Annotated in this window: 14 protein-coding genes; 1 reads left to right on the top strand and 13 read right to left on the bottom strand. The window is 69.3% G+C overall.

Annotation, left to right across the window (positions count from 1 at the left end; genetic code table 11):
* From WAQ08_RS14720 to lysS, 13 genes are all read right to left on the bottom strand, one after another.
* On the bottom strand, nt 1-238 hold a 238-nt coding region (locus tag WAQ08_RS14720; protein ID WP_422192446.1), incomplete at its 3' end, for a hypothetical protein.
* Nucleotides 239-264: 26 nt separating this feature from the next.
* Nucleotides 265-1,179 (bottom strand): carbohydrate kinase family protein, encoded by a 915-nt coding sequence (locus WAQ08_RS14715; RefSeq protein WP_422192445.1) that lies wholly within the window; start codon nt 1,177-1,179, stop codon nt 265-267.
* Nucleotides 1,180-1,204: 25 nt separating this feature from the next.
* Nucleotides 1,205-2,848 carry a zinc-ribbon and DUF3426 domain-containing protein gene (locus WAQ08_RS14710; protein WP_422192444.1) on the bottom strand — a complete coding sequence of 548 codons (1,644 nt, stop codon included), beginning with the start codon at nt 2,846-2,848 and terminating at the stop codon, nt 1,205-1,207.
* Between the two features lie 22 nt (nt 2,849-2,870).
* A complete protein-coding gene (prmA, locus tag WAQ08_RS14705) occupies nt 2,871-3,803 on the bottom strand; it encodes a 50S ribosomal protein L11 methyltransferase (protein ID WP_422192442.1) in 933 nt (310 codons plus the stop codon).
* Between the two features lie 16 nt (nt 3,804-3,819).
* Nucleotides 3,820-5,169 (bottom strand): acetyl-CoA carboxylase biotin carboxylase subunit, encoded by a 1,350-nt coding sequence (gene accC, locus WAQ08_RS14700; RefSeq protein WP_422192441.1) that lies wholly within the window; start codon nt 5,167-5,169, stop codon nt 3,820-3,822.
* An 11-nt stretch (nt 5,170-5,180) separates the two neighbouring features.
* The gene (gene accB / locus WAQ08_RS14695) at nt 5,181-5,633 is read right to left on the bottom strand and encodes an acetyl-CoA carboxylase biotin carboxyl carrier protein (RefSeq protein WP_422192439.1); all 453 of its coding nucleotides are present in this window, start codon (nt 5,631-5,633) and stop codon (nt 5,181-5,183) included.
* An 82-nt stretch (nt 5,634-5,715) separates the two neighbouring features.
* Nucleotides 5,716-6,168, bottom strand: a complete 453-nt coding sequence (gene aroQ / locus WAQ08_RS14690) for a type II 3-dehydroquinate dehydratase (protein WP_422192437.1) — start codon at nt 6,166-6,168, stop codon at nt 5,716-5,718.
* 186 nt (nt 6,169-6,354) lie between these two features.
* Nucleotides 6,355-6,951 carry a TlpA disulfide reductase family protein gene (locus WAQ08_RS14685; RefSeq protein ID WP_422192435.1) on the bottom strand — a complete coding sequence of 199 codons (597 nt, stop codon included), beginning with the start codon at nt 6,949-6,951 and terminating at the stop codon, nt 6,355-6,357.
* A gap of 84 nt (nt 6,952-7,035) precedes the next feature.
* Nucleotides 7,036-8,352 (bottom strand): hypothetical protein, encoded by a 1,317-nt coding sequence (locus tag WAQ08_RS14680; protein ID WP_422192433.1) that lies wholly within the window; start codon nt 8,350-8,352, stop codon nt 7,036-7,038.
* Nucleotides 8,327-8,944 carry a hypothetical protein gene (locus tag WAQ08_RS14675; protein ID WP_422192431.1) on the bottom strand — a complete coding sequence of 206 codons (618 nt, stop codon included), beginning with the start codon at nt 8,942-8,944 and terminating at the stop codon, nt 8,327-8,329. Before WAQ08_RS14675 ends, WAQ08_RS14680 begins: the two co-directional genes overlap by 26 nt.
* A 62-nt stretch (nt 8,945-9,006) precedes the next feature.
* Nucleotides 9,007-11,244 (bottom strand): molybdopterin-dependent oxidoreductase, encoded by a 2,238-nt coding sequence (locus tag WAQ08_RS14670; RefSeq protein ID WP_422192430.1) that lies wholly within the window; start codon nt 11,242-11,244, stop codon nt 9,007-9,009.
* A gap of 242 nt (nt 11,245-11,486) precedes the next feature.
* Complete coding sequence (locus tag WAQ08_RS14665) at nt 11,487-12,890, bottom strand: FUSC family membrane protein (RefSeq protein WP_422192428.1); 1,404 nt, start codon at nt 12,888-12,890, stop codon at nt 11,487-11,489.
* A gap of 28 nt (nt 12,891-12,918) precedes the next feature.
* The gene (lysS, locus tag WAQ08_RS14660) at nt 12,919-14,451 is read right to left on the bottom strand and encodes a lysine--tRNA ligase (RefSeq protein ID WP_422192426.1); all 1,533 of its coding nucleotides are present in this window, start codon (nt 14,449-14,451) and stop codon (nt 12,919-12,921) included.
* Nucleotides 14,452-14,538: 87 nt separating this feature from the next.
* Between lysS and WAQ08_RS14655 the strand changes: the two genes are divergently transcribed.
* On the top strand, nt 14,539-15,879 hold the full coding sequence (locus WAQ08_RS14655) for a teichoic acid transporter (protein WP_422192425.1): 1,341 nt from the start codon (nt 14,539-14,541) through the stop codon (nt 15,877-15,879).
* Nucleotides 15,880-15,990: the final 111 nt, after the last annotated feature.

Genomic DNA, 15,990 nt, shown 5'->3' with positions numbered 1-15,990 from the left:
GGCCCGGCGTGCACGGGATGGCGCGCTCATCACTGCGGGGTTGCTGGCGCTGGCAGCGGGCGCGCAGTTCGCGCTCGTCGGCCGGCGCGATCAGCCACTCCATGTTCCAGGTCAGCAGCGACAGCGGCCGGCTCTGGGCCTGCGCGGCGCCGTGGGGCATGGCCCACAGCGCGGCAGCCGCCATGAGGGCGCACGCCGCGCGCAGGATCATCGGGGTACTGCGTCGCGGAGCCGTCATGGCGGAGTCCTCTGGGGTCTGTGGGCTCAGGCCTGGGCGAGCAGGGCCTGGCGGTCGATGGTGTAGGTCTGCGGGCCGGGCGTGGCGATCTTGGCTGCGCCCATCTGATTGCCCAGGCGCACGCTGCGCACCAGGTCCCAGCCTTGCGACAGGCCGTAGAGCACGCCGCCACGGAAGGCGTCGCCGCAGCCGGTGGGGTCGATCACCTTGGCCACCTTCAGGCCGGGCACGTGCGTGGCCGTGCCTTGCACCCACACGTTGCTGCCTTCGGCGCCCAGGGTCTCGATCAGGCCCTTGAGGTGGGGCTGGCGCGAAATATCCGCCAGCGACTGGCCGACGCGCTCGGACAGCATCTTGGCTTCGTAGTCGTTGACGGCCACCCAGGTGGCCTGCGCGACGAAGCGCTTGAGCTCGTCGCCATTGAACATGGGCAGGCCCTGGCCCGGATCGAAGATGAAGGGCACCTTGGCCGCGGCCAACTGGGCGGCGTGCTCGATCATCGCGTCGCGGCCGTTGGGGCCGACGATGGCCAGTTGCAGGTCATCGCGCTGAGGCACGGCCTGGCTGTGGGCGTTGGACATCGCACCTGGGTGGAAGGCGGTGATCTGGTTGTTGTCGTTGTCCGTGATGATGGTGCACTGGGCGGTCATCGCATCGGGCAGCGTCTTGACCAGATCGAGCGGCACTCCCCAGTCGCGCAGGCGCTCCAGGTAGGGGGCGCCGTCGGTGCCCAGCGTGGCCATGATCAGCGGTGTGCCGCCCAGCAGATGCAGGCTGTAGGCGATGTTGCCGGCGCAGCCGCCGAACTCGCGGCGCAGCGTGGGCACCAGGAAGGACACGTTGAGGATGTGCACCTGGTCCGGGAGGATCTGGTCTGCGAAGCGGCCTTCGAAGCGGCTGATGTTGTCGAAGGCGAGCGAGCCGCCGATGAGGATGGCCATGGTGGTGTCCAGTCAGGAAAAAGGATCAGGGGTAGAACAGCTCGACGGTGTAGCCCGCCGGTGCCAGGTCAGGGGCGCGCAGACGCCACTGCAGCGTGGTGCTGCTGTTGGCGGGCACGGCAGCGGGCACGGTGGCGCCCACGTCTTTCTCCGCAGCCTCGACCGGCACGCGCGAGGCGGTCTCGACATCGAACACGCGCCGCACCACCACCGTGCCGTTGGCATCGGTGAGGCTCAGGTCCAGGTGGGGCCAGGCCAGCACGGCGTCGGCACGGTTGTGGATGATGGCGGTGAGGCGGTAGGTGTCCTCGCCCAGGGAGCTGGTCTTGACCAGAGCGATGTTGTCGACCTGCAGGTCTTCGATCTGCATGGGTGGCGAGAGGGTGCAGCCCGTGAGCTGGCACCACTGCGCCAGGTAGGGTGTGAGCTCGGGGTGGCGGCTGGCCAGGCGGTCGTGTTCCTGCTGCACGAACTGCGCGCCCAGCAGCAGAGCCAGGGCCAGCGCGATGAAGGAGAGCAGCCCGCGCACCGCAGGGTGTCGCCAGATGGCCTTGCGCTCGGCCTGCTTGATGAAGCCCGGGGCCTCGGTCTGCGGGCCGCGGCCACGCGTGCCGGAGCGGCCCTTGCGCTGGCTGGGCGGGGGCAGGGATTGCTCGGGTTGGTAGCCGTCGTCACCTGGCAGGCGCGAGGGCATGGTGGAGGGGCCGGTGTCGCTGTCGGCAGGGGCGGCTGAACTGTCGCTGGTGTCGGGTTTGACGGCTGCGGCCTGCGGGGCCGTTGGTGTCTCGCCGGAGGGGCGCTGCAACAGTGCGCTGGGGGCTGCCGCAGGAGGTGTGGGCTGTGCGACCTCGTCGTTGTCCGTGGATTCGGACAGGGCGGCGCGGGCCAGTTGCTCGGATTCCGACAAGGCGCCTGCAGACTCGACCGGGGTGTTCCAGCCGGTGTCCCAGTCGTCGAGGTCGGCCATGGCGTCCATGGGGAACTCGGCGTCGGCGAACTCGGGGCCGCCGCGGCGTGGCCGGCGGCGGGCGGTGGCCGCGCGGCGCTCGTCCGAAGGCAGCAGATAGCGCGAGTCGAGCGCATCGGCCTCGTCGGTGACGGGGTAGGCCTCGTCGTCATCCTGCTGCGGCAGGGCCGATTCGTCGTCCAGGCTGGTGCGGATGGCGGGTTGCGTCAAGGCCGACATCGCGGCCGCCACGGCCTCGTCGGAGGGCGGCAGGTCCAGGTCGAAGTTGGTGACGGCCGGGGTGGGGCGCGGGTCGGGCGGGGGCAGATCGTCCTCGACCACGGCGTCGTCGTGGGAGCGCGCGAAGGCGGACGGTTCCGTGACCTGGAAGGCGGGTTGGCTGAACTGGGCAGGCGCGGCAGGCTGGGTCTGCACGAAAGCCGGGGTCGTGGCCGCATAGGCGGGCGCCTGGGGAGCGGCGGAGGGCTGCTGTGCGCCAGGCGGGAAAGGGGCAGCAGGGGCGGCAGGCACGGGCGATGCTGGAGGCGCCGGCGGCACCACACGCTGCGGTGGCGCCTCGCGCTCCATGTCGAACAGGCCTTCCAGCGCGTTGAAGACCTGCGTGCAGCGCCCGCAACGCACCCAGCCCTCGGACACCTTCAACTGGTCCTGGACGACCTTGAAGATGGTGTTGCAGTGGGGGCAGCGGGTGGCCAGACTCATAAGGCCCCGTTTATGCCACCGATCAGGCGGGTTTTTGCGCCGTCATCAGGATCCAGCCGTCTTCTTCGTTGGCAACCTGCAACTGTAGGCCGACACCGGCGTAGGCTTCCTTGAGCTCGTCTTCCTGGCGGGCCAGGATGCCAGCCAGCACCAGATGGCCGTCGGGCGCCACGTGCCCAGCCAGCAGCGGCGACAGCAGCTTGAGCGGCGTGGCCAGAATGTTGGCCAGCACGACCGGGTACTCACCCTTGGCCTCGCCGATCAGGTCGGGCAGGCCGGCGTTGATGGGCGTGCGGCCATCGCTTGACGCCAGGTGTGCCAGGTTGGCTGTGGCGTTGGCTTCGGTGGAGTCCACCGCCGCCGGGTCGATGTCGACCGCATCCACCTGTGCCGCGCCGAACAGTGCTGCCCCAATGGCCAGGATGCCCGAGCCGCAGCCGTAATCCAGCACGCGCTGGCCTTGCAGCTCACCGGCATGGCAGGCGATCCACTTCAGGCACATGCGCGTGGTGGGGTGCGTGCCGGTGCCGAAGGCCAGGCCCGGGTCCAGCCGCAGGGCGGTGGTGGCCTGGGCGGGCACCTCGTGCCACGTAGGCACGATCCAGAAGGTATCGGTGATGGGCACGGGGGCGAACTGCGACTGCGTCAGGCGCACCCAGTCTTGATCCGCCACTTCCTGGATGCCCTGTACGTGGATGTCGGCGGCCCAGTCCTGCGCCAGGATCAGGGTGGCGGCTTCCAGCGCGGCGGCTTCGTCGGGGAACAGGCTCTTGACGGTGGAACGCTGCCAGGCCTCGCGCGGCACCGGCATGCCGGGTTCGCCCCACAGGGCTTCCTCGTGCTCGGTGTCGGCGTCTGCGTCTTCCACCGACACCGACAGGGCCTCGACCTCCATCAACGCATCGCTGAGCAGCTCGACGTCGGCCTCGGTGGCCAGCAGGGTGAGTTCGTGCATGTCGTCGGCCCGGGGCTCAGCGCTTGCGCGCGGCCATCCAGTGTTCGAGGTAATGGATGTCGGTGCCGCCTTCGATGAACTTGGCGTCCACCATCAGCTCGCGGTGCAGCGGGATGTTGGTGTTGATGCCTTCGATCACGGTCTCGGACAGCGCGGTGCGCATGCGCGCCAGCGCCTGCTCGCGGGTGTCGCCGTGCACGATGATCTTGCCGATCATCGAGTCGTAGTTGGGCGGCACGAAGTAGTTCGTGTAGATGTGCGAATCCACGCGCACGCCGGGGCCGCCGGGCGCGTGCCAGGTGGTGATGCGGCCGGGCGAGGGGATGAACTTGACCGGATCCTCAGCATTGAGGCGCACCTCGATGGCGTGGCCGCGCAGCTCGATCTGGCGTTGCGTGAAGGGCAGCTTCTCGCCGGCGGCCACGCGGATCTGCATCTGCACGATGTCGATGCCGCTGGTCATCTCGGTGACGGGGTGCTCCACCTGCACGCGCGTGTTCATCTCGATGAAGTAGAACTCGCCGTTCTCGAACAGGAACTCGAAGGTGCCCGCACCGCGGTAGCCGATCTTCTTGCAGGCGGCGGCGCAGCGCTCGCCCACCTTCTCGATCAGGCGGCGGGGGATGCCGGGGGCCGGCGCTTCTTCGATGATCTTCTGGTGGCGGCGCTGCATGGAACAGTCGCGCTCGCCCAGCCACACGGCGTTCTTGTGCTGGTCGGCCAGCACCTGGATCTCGATGTGGCGCGGGTGCTCCAGGAACTTCTCCATGTAGACCGCCGGGTTGCCGAAGGCGGCACCCGCCTCGGCACGCGTGGTCTGCACGGCGTGGATCAGCGCGGCCTCGGTGTGAACGACGCGCATGCCGCGTCCGCCACCGCCGCCAGCGGCCTTGATGATCACCGGGTAGCCGACGGCGCGGGCCGTGCGGATGATCTCTTTCGGGTCTTCGGGCAGGGCGCCTTCGGAGCCGGGCACGCAGGGCACGCCCGACTTGATCATGGCCTGCTTGGCCGAGACCTTGTCGCCCATGATGCGGATGGACTCGGGCGTCGGGCCGATGAAGGTGAAGCCGCTGGATTCGACGCGCTCGGCGAAGTCGGCGTTCTCGGACAGGAAGCCGTAACCGGGGTGGATGGCCTCGGCATCGGTCACTTCGGCGGCCGAGATGATGGCCGGCATGTGCAGGTAGCTCTGCGCGGAGGGGGCCGGGCCGATGCAGACGGCTTCATCAGCCAGACGCACGTACTTGGCGTCGCGGTCGGCCTCGGAGTACACGACGACGGACTGGATGCCCATCTCGCGGCAGGCGCGCTGGATGCGTAACGCGATCTCGCCTCGATTGGCGATCAGGATCTTCTTGAACATGGAAGCCCGCCTTATTCGATGACGAACAGGGGTTGGCCGTATTCAACCGGCTGGCCGTTGTCGACCAGGATCTTGGTGATCGTGCCGGCCTTGTCGGCCTCGATCTCGTTCATGATCTTCATGGCCTCGATGATGCAGACGGCCTGGCCTTCCTTGACCTGGTCGCCCACTTCGGCGAAGGCCTTGGCGCCCGGGCTGGAGGCGCGGTAGAACGTGCCGACCATGGGCGACTTGACCACGTGGCCGGTTTCGGCGGCGGCTTCGGCCACGGGGGCGGCTGCGGCCGCGGCGGCGGGCTGGGCAGCGGCCACCGGTTGAGCCTGTACAAGGGGCATGGCCATGGCCACGGGGGCGGCGCCAGCCTTGACGATGCGCACCTTGCCGTCGGCCTCGGTGATTTCGAGTTCAGAGACGTTGGACTCCGAAACGAGGTCGATCAGGGTCTTGAGTTTGCGCAGGTCCATGTTGAGGATCTCCAGGGGCGCCGGGGCTCAGCCCGGTCGGCTCGATGAAAGAAAAGGGGCGAAATAGGGGGGGTCTGGCGGCTCAGGCGGCCGGGGCGGGCGCGTTCAGGCGCTCCAGTGCGGCATCCAGGGCCAGCTGGTAGCCCAGCGCGCCAAGACCAACGATGACGCCTTCTGCCAGGTCCGAAAAATAGGAGTGGTGGCGGAAGGGCTCGCGGCGGTGCACATTGGAGAGGTGCACTTCGATGAAGGGAATGGCCACGCCCGCGAACGCATCGCGCAGGGCGACGCTGGTGTGGGTGTAGGCCCCGGGGTTGATCACGATGAAGGTGGTGCCGTCGGTGCGTGCGGCGTGCACGCGGTCGATCAGGGCGCCTTCATGGTTGCTCTGGAAGGCGCTGAGCGTGGCGCCGCGAAGGGCGGCGCGCTGGCTCAGGGCCGTGTTGATTTGCTCCAGCGTGGTGGCGCCATAGACCTGTGGTTCCCGGACGCCGAGCAGGTTCAGATTGGGGCCATGGAGGACAAGAATCTGCATGTGTTCGTTGAACGATTGCCGGATTGTGTCCAGATGTTCGTCCAAGAAAATGAAAGTAGGCGGATTTTAAGCACAAATGGGCACAAAAAACTCATCTGCTTATGTGCTTCAGGCAAATCTGCCTTGTAAAGCCCCTGGGGCCAGGGGAAGCGGTCTTGTTGACCGCTGTTGGCGTCAGCCGAGGCTTCAGCCGAACTCTTTAGCCCAGCCGTTCAGCTCGTCCGGGTGCGCAGGCCCCATCTTACGATGCCGGATGCGCCCCTGGCGGTCGATGACCACTGAAAACGGCAGGGCTCCCGCCGAATTGCCGAGGGTCTGGGCCAGTTCGGTGCCACCGAAACCGGCCAGGCCGATGGGGAAGTGTACCGGGGTTCTGCCCAGAAACGCCTTGACCGGGGTGGGGCCGTCGATGGCCAAGCCAATCACGTGCCAGCCCTGGGCGTTGTGGGCCTGGTGGAACTTGTCCAGATCGGGCATCTCCTTGACGCAGGGCGGGCACCAGGTCGCCCAGAAGTTGATCACCAGGGGCTTGCCCTGGAAACCGGCCAACTGCAGCGGCGGGCCGTCGATGGTGTCGAACTGCTGGGCCCAGAAGCCTTCGGGCAGAGGGTCACCGGGGGCCGTGCCGGCTGCCGAGCGCTCACGGTGCAAGGCCCACCACACGCCACCGCCCAGGCCGGCCACGGCGGCAGCCAGCCCTGCGCCCAGCCAAACGCGGCGTGACGGGTTGGCTGGTGCGTTGGCCGGCGCGGTAGAAGCCGGGGGCGTGTTCGGGTTTTCCATGGGCGGCAGTGTACGCGGCGATGCCGCCCGGCGGTGTTGTCCGCCCGGGCGTCGGTGCTGCGGCGTGGTGGCCCGGGGCCGGGCTCAAGGCAGGGCTTGCGGGCGCAGCAGGCTGGCGCGCGCCTGACCCCAGGGCAGCACCACGGCCTGGCCGCGGCAGCCCCGGTCGACCTCGGCATACACATCCGGGGCCACGGCCAGGCCCTGGGCCGTGGGCCAGACCTGCCAGCCATCGGGCATGCGCCCGCCGGTGAGCTCGCCGCTGGTGCAGCGGCCGCCGCGGCAGGCGTAATGGGCCAGCACCAGCCGGGCACACCGGGCCTGGTCGGAAGTGGCAGGGGGCACGTCGGGGGGCAGTTCGGTCACCTGGGCGGCGAAGGCCTTGAGTGCCTGGGCGGCCAGCAGGTCGCGGCGTTCGAAGTCCACGCCCTCGGTGCCGGGCGCCGTGAAGCGGAACCAGCGGGGCCACTCCACCGGCTGCCCGGTCGACAGATCGTAGGTGGTGGCCGTGAAGCCGTTGCTGGGGTGGGCTGCGCCTGCGTAATAGAAGCCCACGCTGTAGGTGGTGGCCAGCCAGCGCCGGTTGGCGAAGACCACATCGACCTGGTCGTCGTGGTCGATGGCGGTCAGGGCCTGGCTGACACGGTCATGCCATTGGGCCTTGAGCTGATCGTTGACGCGCTGCAGCACGGCGGGCGTGGCGCCGCGCGTGAACTGGGGCGTGGCCACCTTGGTGCGGGCGTCGCTGAGGGCTTCCCAGGCCACGGGGCCTTGCTGGCCGCCCGGGCCGCGCTGGGCCCGGATGCCCTTGAGGCGACGCTGCTCGTAGGGATCGGCCAGGGCTTCGGCGGTGGGGGCGTAGGCGGCGACGCGGGTGAGCGTGACGGGTGTCGGCACGAAGCGGCCCGTGCGGCTGACCACCTGCCATTGGCCCTTGGCGCTGTTGCCCGCCAGCGCGAGTGACCAACTGCCGGTGGGCTGCTCGCAGGGGGTGTCGGGGATGCCGTAGTCGGGGGCGCACTCCTGCAGGGTCAGGGTGTCGGGCGAGGTGTTGTCCGCATCCGGGGCGGGGCCCCACAGGCCCAGATCGCGGCCGAAGCGTTCGTAGAAATAGCGGCCCGTCCAGCGCCCCTGCTCATTGAGATAGAGGGCCATGACGACGGGCTGCCCCGCCAGGCGGCCTTCCCAGACACCCTGCCAGGCTGTTGGCTGGGGCTTGGCGGCGGAGGCCGGGGCGACCGATGGTGTCGATGCCGGTGAGGCCAGGGCGGGCTGCGCCAACGCGCTGCAGGCAGCCAGCAGCAGGGCGGCGGCGCGCCATATGCGCAGGCGCTCGTGGGCGTGAGACAGCGGCATGCTGCCCTGCCGGGGGTGGTCAGTGAGGTGGGTGCGTGTCGTCATGGTCAACGTCCTCCATCAGTTTCTTGAGCGCGCCGAGATCGCCCCGCTCGGTGCGGCCACGTGTATCGGGCTTGAGCGCGCCGCGCAGATCATCCAGGTCCAGGATGGTCAGGTGCAGGCCGATGCCTTCGCCGCCCAGGCCGGGGCAGGGCACGGTCAGGCTCAGGCAATCGACGCTCTGGCCACGCGGGCCGGGCACGCTGCCCACGTCATAGTCCAGGCGCTGGTTGATCAGCGCGATCTCGGTGGATTTGGGGTCGTCGCAGTACAGCTGCAGGTGGATGTCGTTCAGGCGGGTGGCGGTGCCGCGCCAGACGGCGCCCGCGAGGTGAGGACGGAACTCGGCCAGGCGCTCCATCCAGCGGGCGGCCAGTTCGCGCAGCGCGGCCAGCTCGGCCGGCTGGGTGTCGGCACAGAAGATGGCGAGGTATTCCTCCACCGCTTCTTCGACTTCATCGTTGCCGGGCAACTGGGCGCGGGCGTTCAGACCCAGCACCTTCACGGCGCGGCGTTTGGCGGGGCCGTATTCCAGGCCCTCTTCGACCACCAGGCGCGCGGCGGCGGCGGCGATTTCTTGGCTGAGCTCGCTCATGCAGGCGATTCTAGGCGCCTGCCATCCTGCCGCCACTCGGGGCCGCCACCGGGCATGGCGGCCTAGGCGGCCACCCGCACCGGCACCGCGCTGAAGGCCGCGTTGCCGCTGATGCCATCGGTCAGCCGGTCGTCCGTCAGGTCATTGAGGCTGGCGCCGGCATGGGCCTGCGCCACGCGCAGGCCGGTGCCCTGGCGGTCATGGCCCCAGCCGTGGGGCAGGCTGACCACGCCTGGCTTGATGTCCTCGGTGATGTGCACGGGCACCGCCACCTGGCCTACGCGTGAGCTGACCTGCACGGTCTGCCCTTCGCTGAGCGAACGCGCCTGCGCATCGGCGGGGTGTATCCACAGCACACAGCGCGGCTTGCCCGACACCAGCCGGGGGCTGTTGTGCATCCACGAGTTGTTGCTGCGCACGTCGCGCCTGCCGATGAGCTTGAGTTCTGTCGATGGCTGGTCTTGAACGGTGGTGTCGGCTGCCGTGACGGCAGGAAGGTTCGAGTCAGCCACGCGGGCCAGCAGATCGTGCAGATCCCGCGTGATGGCGCTGGGCAGCAGCTTGATGCGTTTGTGGCGCTTGCCCAGCAGGTTCAGCAACGAAGGCTTGAGTGGCCCCAGGTCGATGCCTTCGGGGTGCTGGCGCAGCTGCTTCATCGTGAGCGGATAGCCGCTCTTGCGCAGGCCCAGGGCCAGCATCTGGTCGGGGCGCAGGCGGCCCATCAGGGCGCGCTTGGCGATGCCCTGCAGGCGCTGGCTCACGCTGGCCTTGTCGAGCGCCCAGGTGCGCTGAGCATAGCGGCGGGCCAGCTCCGTGTAGATCTGCCAGTCGTGCATCGCGCCTTGCGCAGGCGCGACCACGGCCTGGCTGTAGCGCGTGGCGTTGCGCACGGCCAGGTGCCAGAACAGCAGGTCGTAGTGGTCGTGCTCCACGAAGCACGTTGGCGGCAGGATCACATTGGCGTGGCGCGTGGTCTCGTTCAAATAGAAGTCGATCGCCACCATGAAGTCCAGCCCCTGCAGGGCCTGGTCGAGCTGGCGGCCGTTGGGGGTGGACAGCACGGGGTTGCCGCAGGCCGTGACCAGCGCGCGGATCTGGCCCTTGCCGGGCGTCAACATCTCTTCGGCCATCACGGACACGGGCAACTCGCCGCTGAACTCCGGTGCGCCGCGCACACGGCTGCGCCACACATCATGGTGGCCCGGGCCCATCAGGCCCAGCTTGATCAGGTCGACGGCAGGGGCGGTGAGCAGCGTGCCGCCTTCGCGGTCCACATTGCCCGTGAGCAGGTTGATCACCTGAATGGCCCATTGACAGACCACGCCGTGTGCCTGCGTGGACACGCCCATGCGGCCATAGCAGGCGGCGCTGTCGGCGGCGGCCAGTTCGCGCGCCAATGTGCGCGTGGTGTCGGCGCCAATGCCGGTGAGCGCGGCTGTGGCTTCGGGCGAGAAGGGCTGCACGGCTTCGCGCACGGCATCGACCTGGTCCAGCAGGGCGCCCAGGGGGCCGGGCTTGGTCAGGGTCTCGTCAAAGAGGGTGTGGATGACGGAGAGCAGCCAGGCCGCATCGGTGCCGGGTGTGATGAAGTGGTGGGCATCGGCCACGGCGGCGGTTTCGGTGCGGCGCGGGTCGATCACGACGAGCTTGCCGCCACGCTGGCGCAGGTCCTTCAGGCGCTGGCGCACATCGGGCACCGTCATCAGGCTGCCGTTGGACGCCAGCGGGTTGCCGCCCAGCACCAGCAGGAAGCGGGTGTGGTCGATGTCGGGGATGGGGATGCGCATCTGGTGGCCGTACAGCCAGTACGCGACCAGGTGGTGGGGCAACTGATCGACCGAGGTGGCCGAGAAGCGGTGCCGTGTCTTGAGCTGGCCGAAGAACAGCGGGCCGTGGGTGATGTTGCCCCAGTTGTGCACGTTGGGGTTGCCCTGGTAGACGGCCACGGCACTGGCGCCATGCTGTTCGCGCACGCGGGCCAGGCCGTCGACGACCAGGTCGAAGGCTTCGTGCCAGCCGATCTGCTGCCAGGTGTCGCCCGTGCGCTTCATGGGCATGCGCAGACGGTCGGGGTCTTCGTGCAGATCCTTCAGGGCCACGGCCTTGGGGCAGATGTGGCCGCGCGAGAACGGGTCCTTGTCATTGCCTCGGACAGCGGCGATGCGTTCGCCCTGCGTGGTGGTCTCGACCTGGAATTCGAGGCCGCAGATGGCTTCGCAGAGGTTGCAGGCGCCTTGGACCGTGCGGGTGGAAAGCACGGTGGGGGCGCTGGCCGGCGCGTGGGGGGCGGTCTGGCTCATGGCGTCTTGTGGGGAAAGCGGGAAGGCCATCCTGCCATGAGTTGCGGCGGCGGTCCATGCGCGCCGCGGACATCGACAGCGTGCTTCAGCCCTGCGTGAAGCGGCGCGAGGCCTGCACCAGCGCCTGGCCGTCCACCTCGGCCTGATGCAGGCGGCGGGCCAGCCAGGGCAGGGGCGAATCCACTGACTGCGGGTGTTCGGCGCTGAGCAGTGCCGTGTTCGAGGGCAGTTCGGCGCCTGCATCATCCGGTGCGGCCAGAGGGGGCTGCAGGGTGTCGGTCGGCGTGGGTGGTGTGGCCTGGGCCGTTGCGGGCGTCGCGCCGCGCCAGGGTCTGCTCCAGGTTGCCGCGCAGCACCACGGCCACCGTCATCAGCAGCCATTGGGGGTGGGCCGTCCAGGGCAGCACGTGGGCCAGGCCGTAGGCGCAGGCCATGGCGGCGGTGGTGCGGGCGGCATGGCGCAGCACCGGGGCGCGCCAGGTCATCACCGCGCGCAGATTGGCCAGGGGCCAGTCCACCGGCGAGCGCATCGATTGCAGCACGGCGTGGTCCAGCGTCAGGCCTTGCGCCTCGGGCTGGGCCAGGGCTTCCTGCAGGCGCTGGATGCCCCGGCGCATCTGCGCGTGGCGGCGCAGCAGCGAGAGCAGGGTGGTGTTGTTCAGCGCATCCTGGGCCTCGGTGGGCGGCGTTGCGTCGCGCGTTTCACGCGGCGCAGGCAGCGTGGGCCAGAGCAGATCGCGTGCGGTGGCTTCGGCGGTACGGTGCAGGTGGGCTGCCAGCGCCTTCATCTGCTGGCCCCATTGCAGCAGGGGTTCGGGCACGGGCGTGCCGGCGGGCCAGTGGTCCAGGTCGAGCTGGCAGGCCAGCACCAGGTCGCGCACATCGACGATGCCGATGAAGCCGGGGATCCAGCGGCGCGCGTGCGGGTGGTCGGGGTTCTCGTAGAGCAGGTCGCGGGCCTGCTGCAGGACATCGGCGATGGTGGCCTGCTGGCGCACCAGGGGCAGCAGGGCGTCTTCATGGGCGGTACCCCGGGCGTGGCGCTGCGGCAGGCTGGCCAGCCAGTCGGCCTGGGTGTCCAGCAGGCGGGCCAGGGCATGCAGGCTGTCGGCCACGGCCAGTGTCTGGTAGCGCGCGGCGAGCACGCGCGCCGTCAGCAGGGACCAGCCCACCATCGCCACACCGCCCAGGGCCACCCAGCCCAGGTGCTCCCACAGGCCGGCGCCCTGGAAGTGCCCCAACTGGAAGGCGGCCATCTGGAACACCAACCCCAGGATCATCGTGAAGGTGAGCGGCCCGCCCCGCTTGCCCCAGGCCGTCCAGAGGATGGCGCTGAAGGTGATGGCCAGCACGGCCAGGCCCATCATCAAGGAATGCCCCTGGCACAGGGCCACCAGCAGCGCCACGATCACCGTGGCGATGGCGGCCATCCACATGGGGCGTGTCTTGGCCCGCAGCGGGGTGACGGTGTCGACGATGCTGACCACCGCCGCGCCGGACGAGGCGGTGAGCGCCTCGGGCATGCCGACGCCCAGGGCGATGGCGGTGGTGATGCTGGCCAGCCCCGCGCCGACGCTCAGCCCGTTGACCAAGTGCGAGGGCAGGCGCCGGGCCAGCGCGCCGGGAGTCAACCGTGTGGTCTGCACGCCCGGGCGCTCCGTGGGCTGCGGGGGATCAGACCTCGCGGCGCAGTGCCGGGAAGAGGATCACGTCGCGGATGTTGGCCGCGTCGGTCAGCAGCATGACCAGGCGGTCGATGCCGATGCCGCAGCCGCCCGTGGGGGGCAGGCCGTATTCGAGCGCGCGGATGTAGTCGGCGTCGAAGTACATGGCTTCTTCGTCGCCGGCGTCCTTGGCGCTGGCCTGCGATTGGAAGCGTGCGGCCTGCTCTTCGGGGTCGTTCAACTCGCTGAAGCCGTTGCCGTACTCGCGGCCGGTGATGAACAGCTCGAAGCGCTCGGTGATGGACGGGTTGTCATCGGAGGCGCGGGCCAGCGGCGAGACCTCGACCGGGTAGTCGATGATGAAGGTGGGCTGCCAGAGCTTTTCTTCCACCGCGGCTTCGAACAGGCCGAACTGCAGCTCGGCCAGGCTCCAGCGGGCGGGGGCGTCTTCGCCAGCGGCCTTCAGCTTGGCACGCAGCACCTCGGCGTTGTCGGCTTCTTCGGGCGTGAGGCCGGCGTATTGCACCAGCGAATCACGCACCGTCAGGCGGGCAAAGGGCGATTCCAGATCCACGTCCTTGCCACCATAGGTGAGCTTGGCTGATCCGACGGCGGCGCGCGCGGCGTGGCGCAGCACCTCTTCGGTGAAGTCCATCAGGTCGCGGTGGTTCCACCAGGCCGCGTAGAACTCCATCATCGTGAACTCGGGGTTGTGCCGCACGGACACGCCTTCGTTGCGGAAGTTGCGGTTGATCTCGAACACGCGCTCGAAGCCGCCGACCACCAGGCGCTTGAGGTAGAGCTCCGGCGCGATGCGCAGGAACATCTCCTGATCGAGCGCGTTGTGGTGGGTGGTGAAGGGCTTGGCGTTGGCGCCACCTGGGATGGGGTGCATCATGGGCGTTTCGACTTCCAGGAAGTTGTTATCGACCATGAAGGCGCGGATCGAGGCGATGGCCTTGCTGCGGGCCACGAAGCGGGCGCGCGATTCTTCGTCGACGATCAGGTCGACGTAGCGCTGGCGGTACTTCTGCTCCTGGTCCGTCATGCCGTGGAACTTGTCCGGCAGCGGGCGCAGGGCCTTGGTCAGCAGGCGGATGCTGGTGGCCTTGATGGACAGCTCGCCTGTCTTGGTCTTGAACAGCGTGCCTTCGGCGCCCAGGATGTCGCCCAGGTCCCAGTGCTTGAAGGCCTGGAGCGCGTCGGCGCCGACGTTGTCCAGCGTCACGTAGACCTGGATGCGGCCGGTGGCGTCCTGCAGGGTGCCGAAACAGGCCTTGCCCATGACGCGCTTGAGCATCAGGCGGCCACCGACGCTGGCAACCACGGCCTGGGCTTCCAGCTCGGGGCCTTCGGTGCCGTCATGCGCGGCATGCAGCTTGTCAGCACGGTCGGCGGGCTTGAAATCGTTGGGGAAGGCCACGCCCTGGGCGCGGATGGCGGCCAGTTTCTCGCGGCGCTCGGCCACCAGCTTGTTGGTGTCGACCGGGGCGGCTTCAGTCGCGTCGGTCTGGTCGGGCGTCGGGGTGTTGGGCTTGGTCATGGCGTGGGCGCGGTGAGCCGCGCGAGGGGCGGCAAGGCAAATGCGGTAACCCTCCATTGTATGAAACCGTGCGCCACAATGTCGGCCATGTCTGTCCAAGAAGAAACATCGCCCTGGCGGCGCCTCTGGGCATCAGTGCCCCGCGCCGCACTGGGCAACCTGCTGGCCAAGCTGGTGATCGTGGCGCTGGGGCTGGCCATCACCGTGCTGGTGGCCCGCCAAGGCCCCCGGGTGCAGGGGGCTTTTGCGCTGTTCGTGGCCGTGGAGGCCGGCCTGCTGACCCTGTTTTCCGGACTGGGCCTGTGGCTGGCCCGGCAGGTGTCGCGCCAGCAGGCGGGTGAGCAGGGCGCTACCTTGCCCCTGCTGCGCAGTGTGCTGCGGGCTGCCGTGGGGCTGGGCCTGGTGGCGGCGCTGGTGCTGCTGGCCGTGTCCTGGTGGGCCGACACCCTGCCTTACGCGCAGTTGTGGCTGCTGGCATTGGCCGCGCCTTTCCTGCTGCTGGTGCCCACGGCCACGGGCTTGTGGATGGGGCAGGGCCGGATGTGGCCGCTGAACCTGGCGCAGGTGGCGGCGCCGGCCTCGGTGCTGTCGGGCCTGGCTGTGGTGTGGTGGCTGATGCAGGACGTGGCCTGGAAGACGCCGACGGCGGTGCTGGTGCTCACGGCCTGGGTCAGCGGCAAATCGCTGGTGGCGGTGCTGACGGCCATCTACGCCCTGCACGACAGCGCCCGGCATGATGAGGAGCGGGCGCCGGCCAGCCTGGTGTTCCAGGGGCAGCGCCCCCGGTGGTGGATGGAGTGGGGCTTCGTGGCCACCATCGGCATCACCAATGTGATCAGCCTGCTCAATTACCGTGCCTCGCTGTTCCTGGTGGAGCACTACCACGGCCTGGCGGTGGTGGGCACCTATTCGGTGGCGGTGACGGTGGCGGAGCTGCTGTGGCTGCTGTCGTCTTCCGTCACGGTGTCGGCCTACTCGCGCATCGGGCATCCGGACCGGGCCGTGTCGGCCGCCATGACGGTGCAGGCGGTGCGCATCAACGTGCTGTCCACCCTGGTGGCGGCACCCTTGCTGCTGGCCGGGGCCTGGTGGGCCGTGCCCCGCGTGATGGGCGAGGCCTACGTGGCCTCGGTGGAGCCGCTGGCCTGGCTGCTGCCGGGCGTGGCGGCCTATGCGGCGGCTTCCAGCCTGTCGGCCTTCTACACCAACCACCTGGGCAAGCCACAGCTGTCGGGCATGGTGGCCAGCCTGTCGCTCCTGATCAGCGTGTCGGTGGCGCTGGCGCTGGTGCCGACCATGGGCGCCGTGGGCGCGGCCATCGGCAGCAGCACGGGCTACATCCTGGCCATCGTGGTGGCCTATGCGGTGTTCTTGCGTCACGCGGGATTGCCGCTGCGGGCCCTGTGGACGCGCGGGGCGCATGTTTGAGCCCGCCGGGTGCCCCGAAATGCGGGGGCCGGGGCCTGGCTGGCGGTCCGGGGTGGGCCAAAGCGGAGACAATCGCGGGCTTGCCCACCCAACCCGCGTTGCCCTGTTCCC

The sequence above is a fragment of the Aquabacterium sp. genome (assembly GCF_049274795.1).
GTDB lineage: Bacteria > Pseudomonadota > Gammaproteobacteria > Burkholderiales > Burkholderiaceae_C > Aquabacterium.
This window is presented reverse-complemented; position numbering and strand designations above follow the sequence as displayed.

What these genes read in the sequence shown, in the direction of transcription:
- accC (WP_422192441.1), bottom strand. Translation starts at nt 5,169, where the DNA reads ATGTTCAAGAAGATCCTGATCGCCAATCGAGGCGAGATCGCGTTACGC.
- WAQ08_RS14710 (WP_422192444.1), bottom strand. Translation starts at nt 2,848, where the DNA reads ATGAGTCTGGCCACCCGCTGCCCCCACTGCAACACCATCTTCAAGGTC.
- WAQ08_RS14655 (WP_422192425.1), top strand. Translation starts at nt 14,539, where the DNA reads ATGTCTGTCCAAGAAGAAACATCGCCCTGGCGGCGCCTCTGGGCATCA.
- accB (WP_422192439.1), bottom strand. Translation starts at nt 5,633, where the DNA reads ATGGACCTGCGCAAACTCAAGACCCTGATCGACCTCGTTTCGGAGTCC.
- WAQ08_RS14670 (WP_422192430.1), bottom strand. Translation starts at nt 11,244, where the DNA reads ATGAGCCAGACCGCCCCCCACGCGCCGGCCAGCGCCCCCACCGTGCTT.
- WAQ08_RS14680 (WP_422192433.1), bottom strand. Translation starts at nt 8,352, where the DNA reads ATGACGACACGCACCCACCTCACTGACCACCCCCGGCAGGGCAGCATG.
- WAQ08_RS14715 (WP_422192445.1), bottom strand. Translation starts at nt 1,179, where the DNA reads ATGGCCATCCTCATCGGCGGCTCGCTCGCCTTCGACAACATCAGCCGC.
- lysS (WP_422192426.1), bottom strand. Translation starts at nt 14,451, where the DNA reads ATGACCAAGCCCAACACCCCGACGCCCGACCAGACCGACGCGACTGAA.
- WAQ08_RS14685 (WP_422192435.1), bottom strand. Translation starts at nt 6,951, where the DNA reads ATGGAAAACCCGAACACGCCCCCGGCTTCTACCGCGCCGGCCAACGCA.
- prmA (WP_422192442.1), bottom strand. Translation starts at nt 3,803, where the DNA reads ATGCACGAACTCACCCTGCTGGCCACCGAGGCCGACGTCGAGCTGCTC.
- WAQ08_RS14675 (WP_422192431.1), bottom strand. Translation starts at nt 8,944, where the DNA reads ATGAGCGAGCTCAGCCAAGAAATCGCCGCCGCCGCCGCGCGCCTGGTG.
- aroQ (WP_422192437.1), bottom strand. Translation starts at nt 6,168, where the DNA reads ATGCAGATTCTTGTCCTCCATGGCCCCAATCTGAACCTGCTCGGCGTC.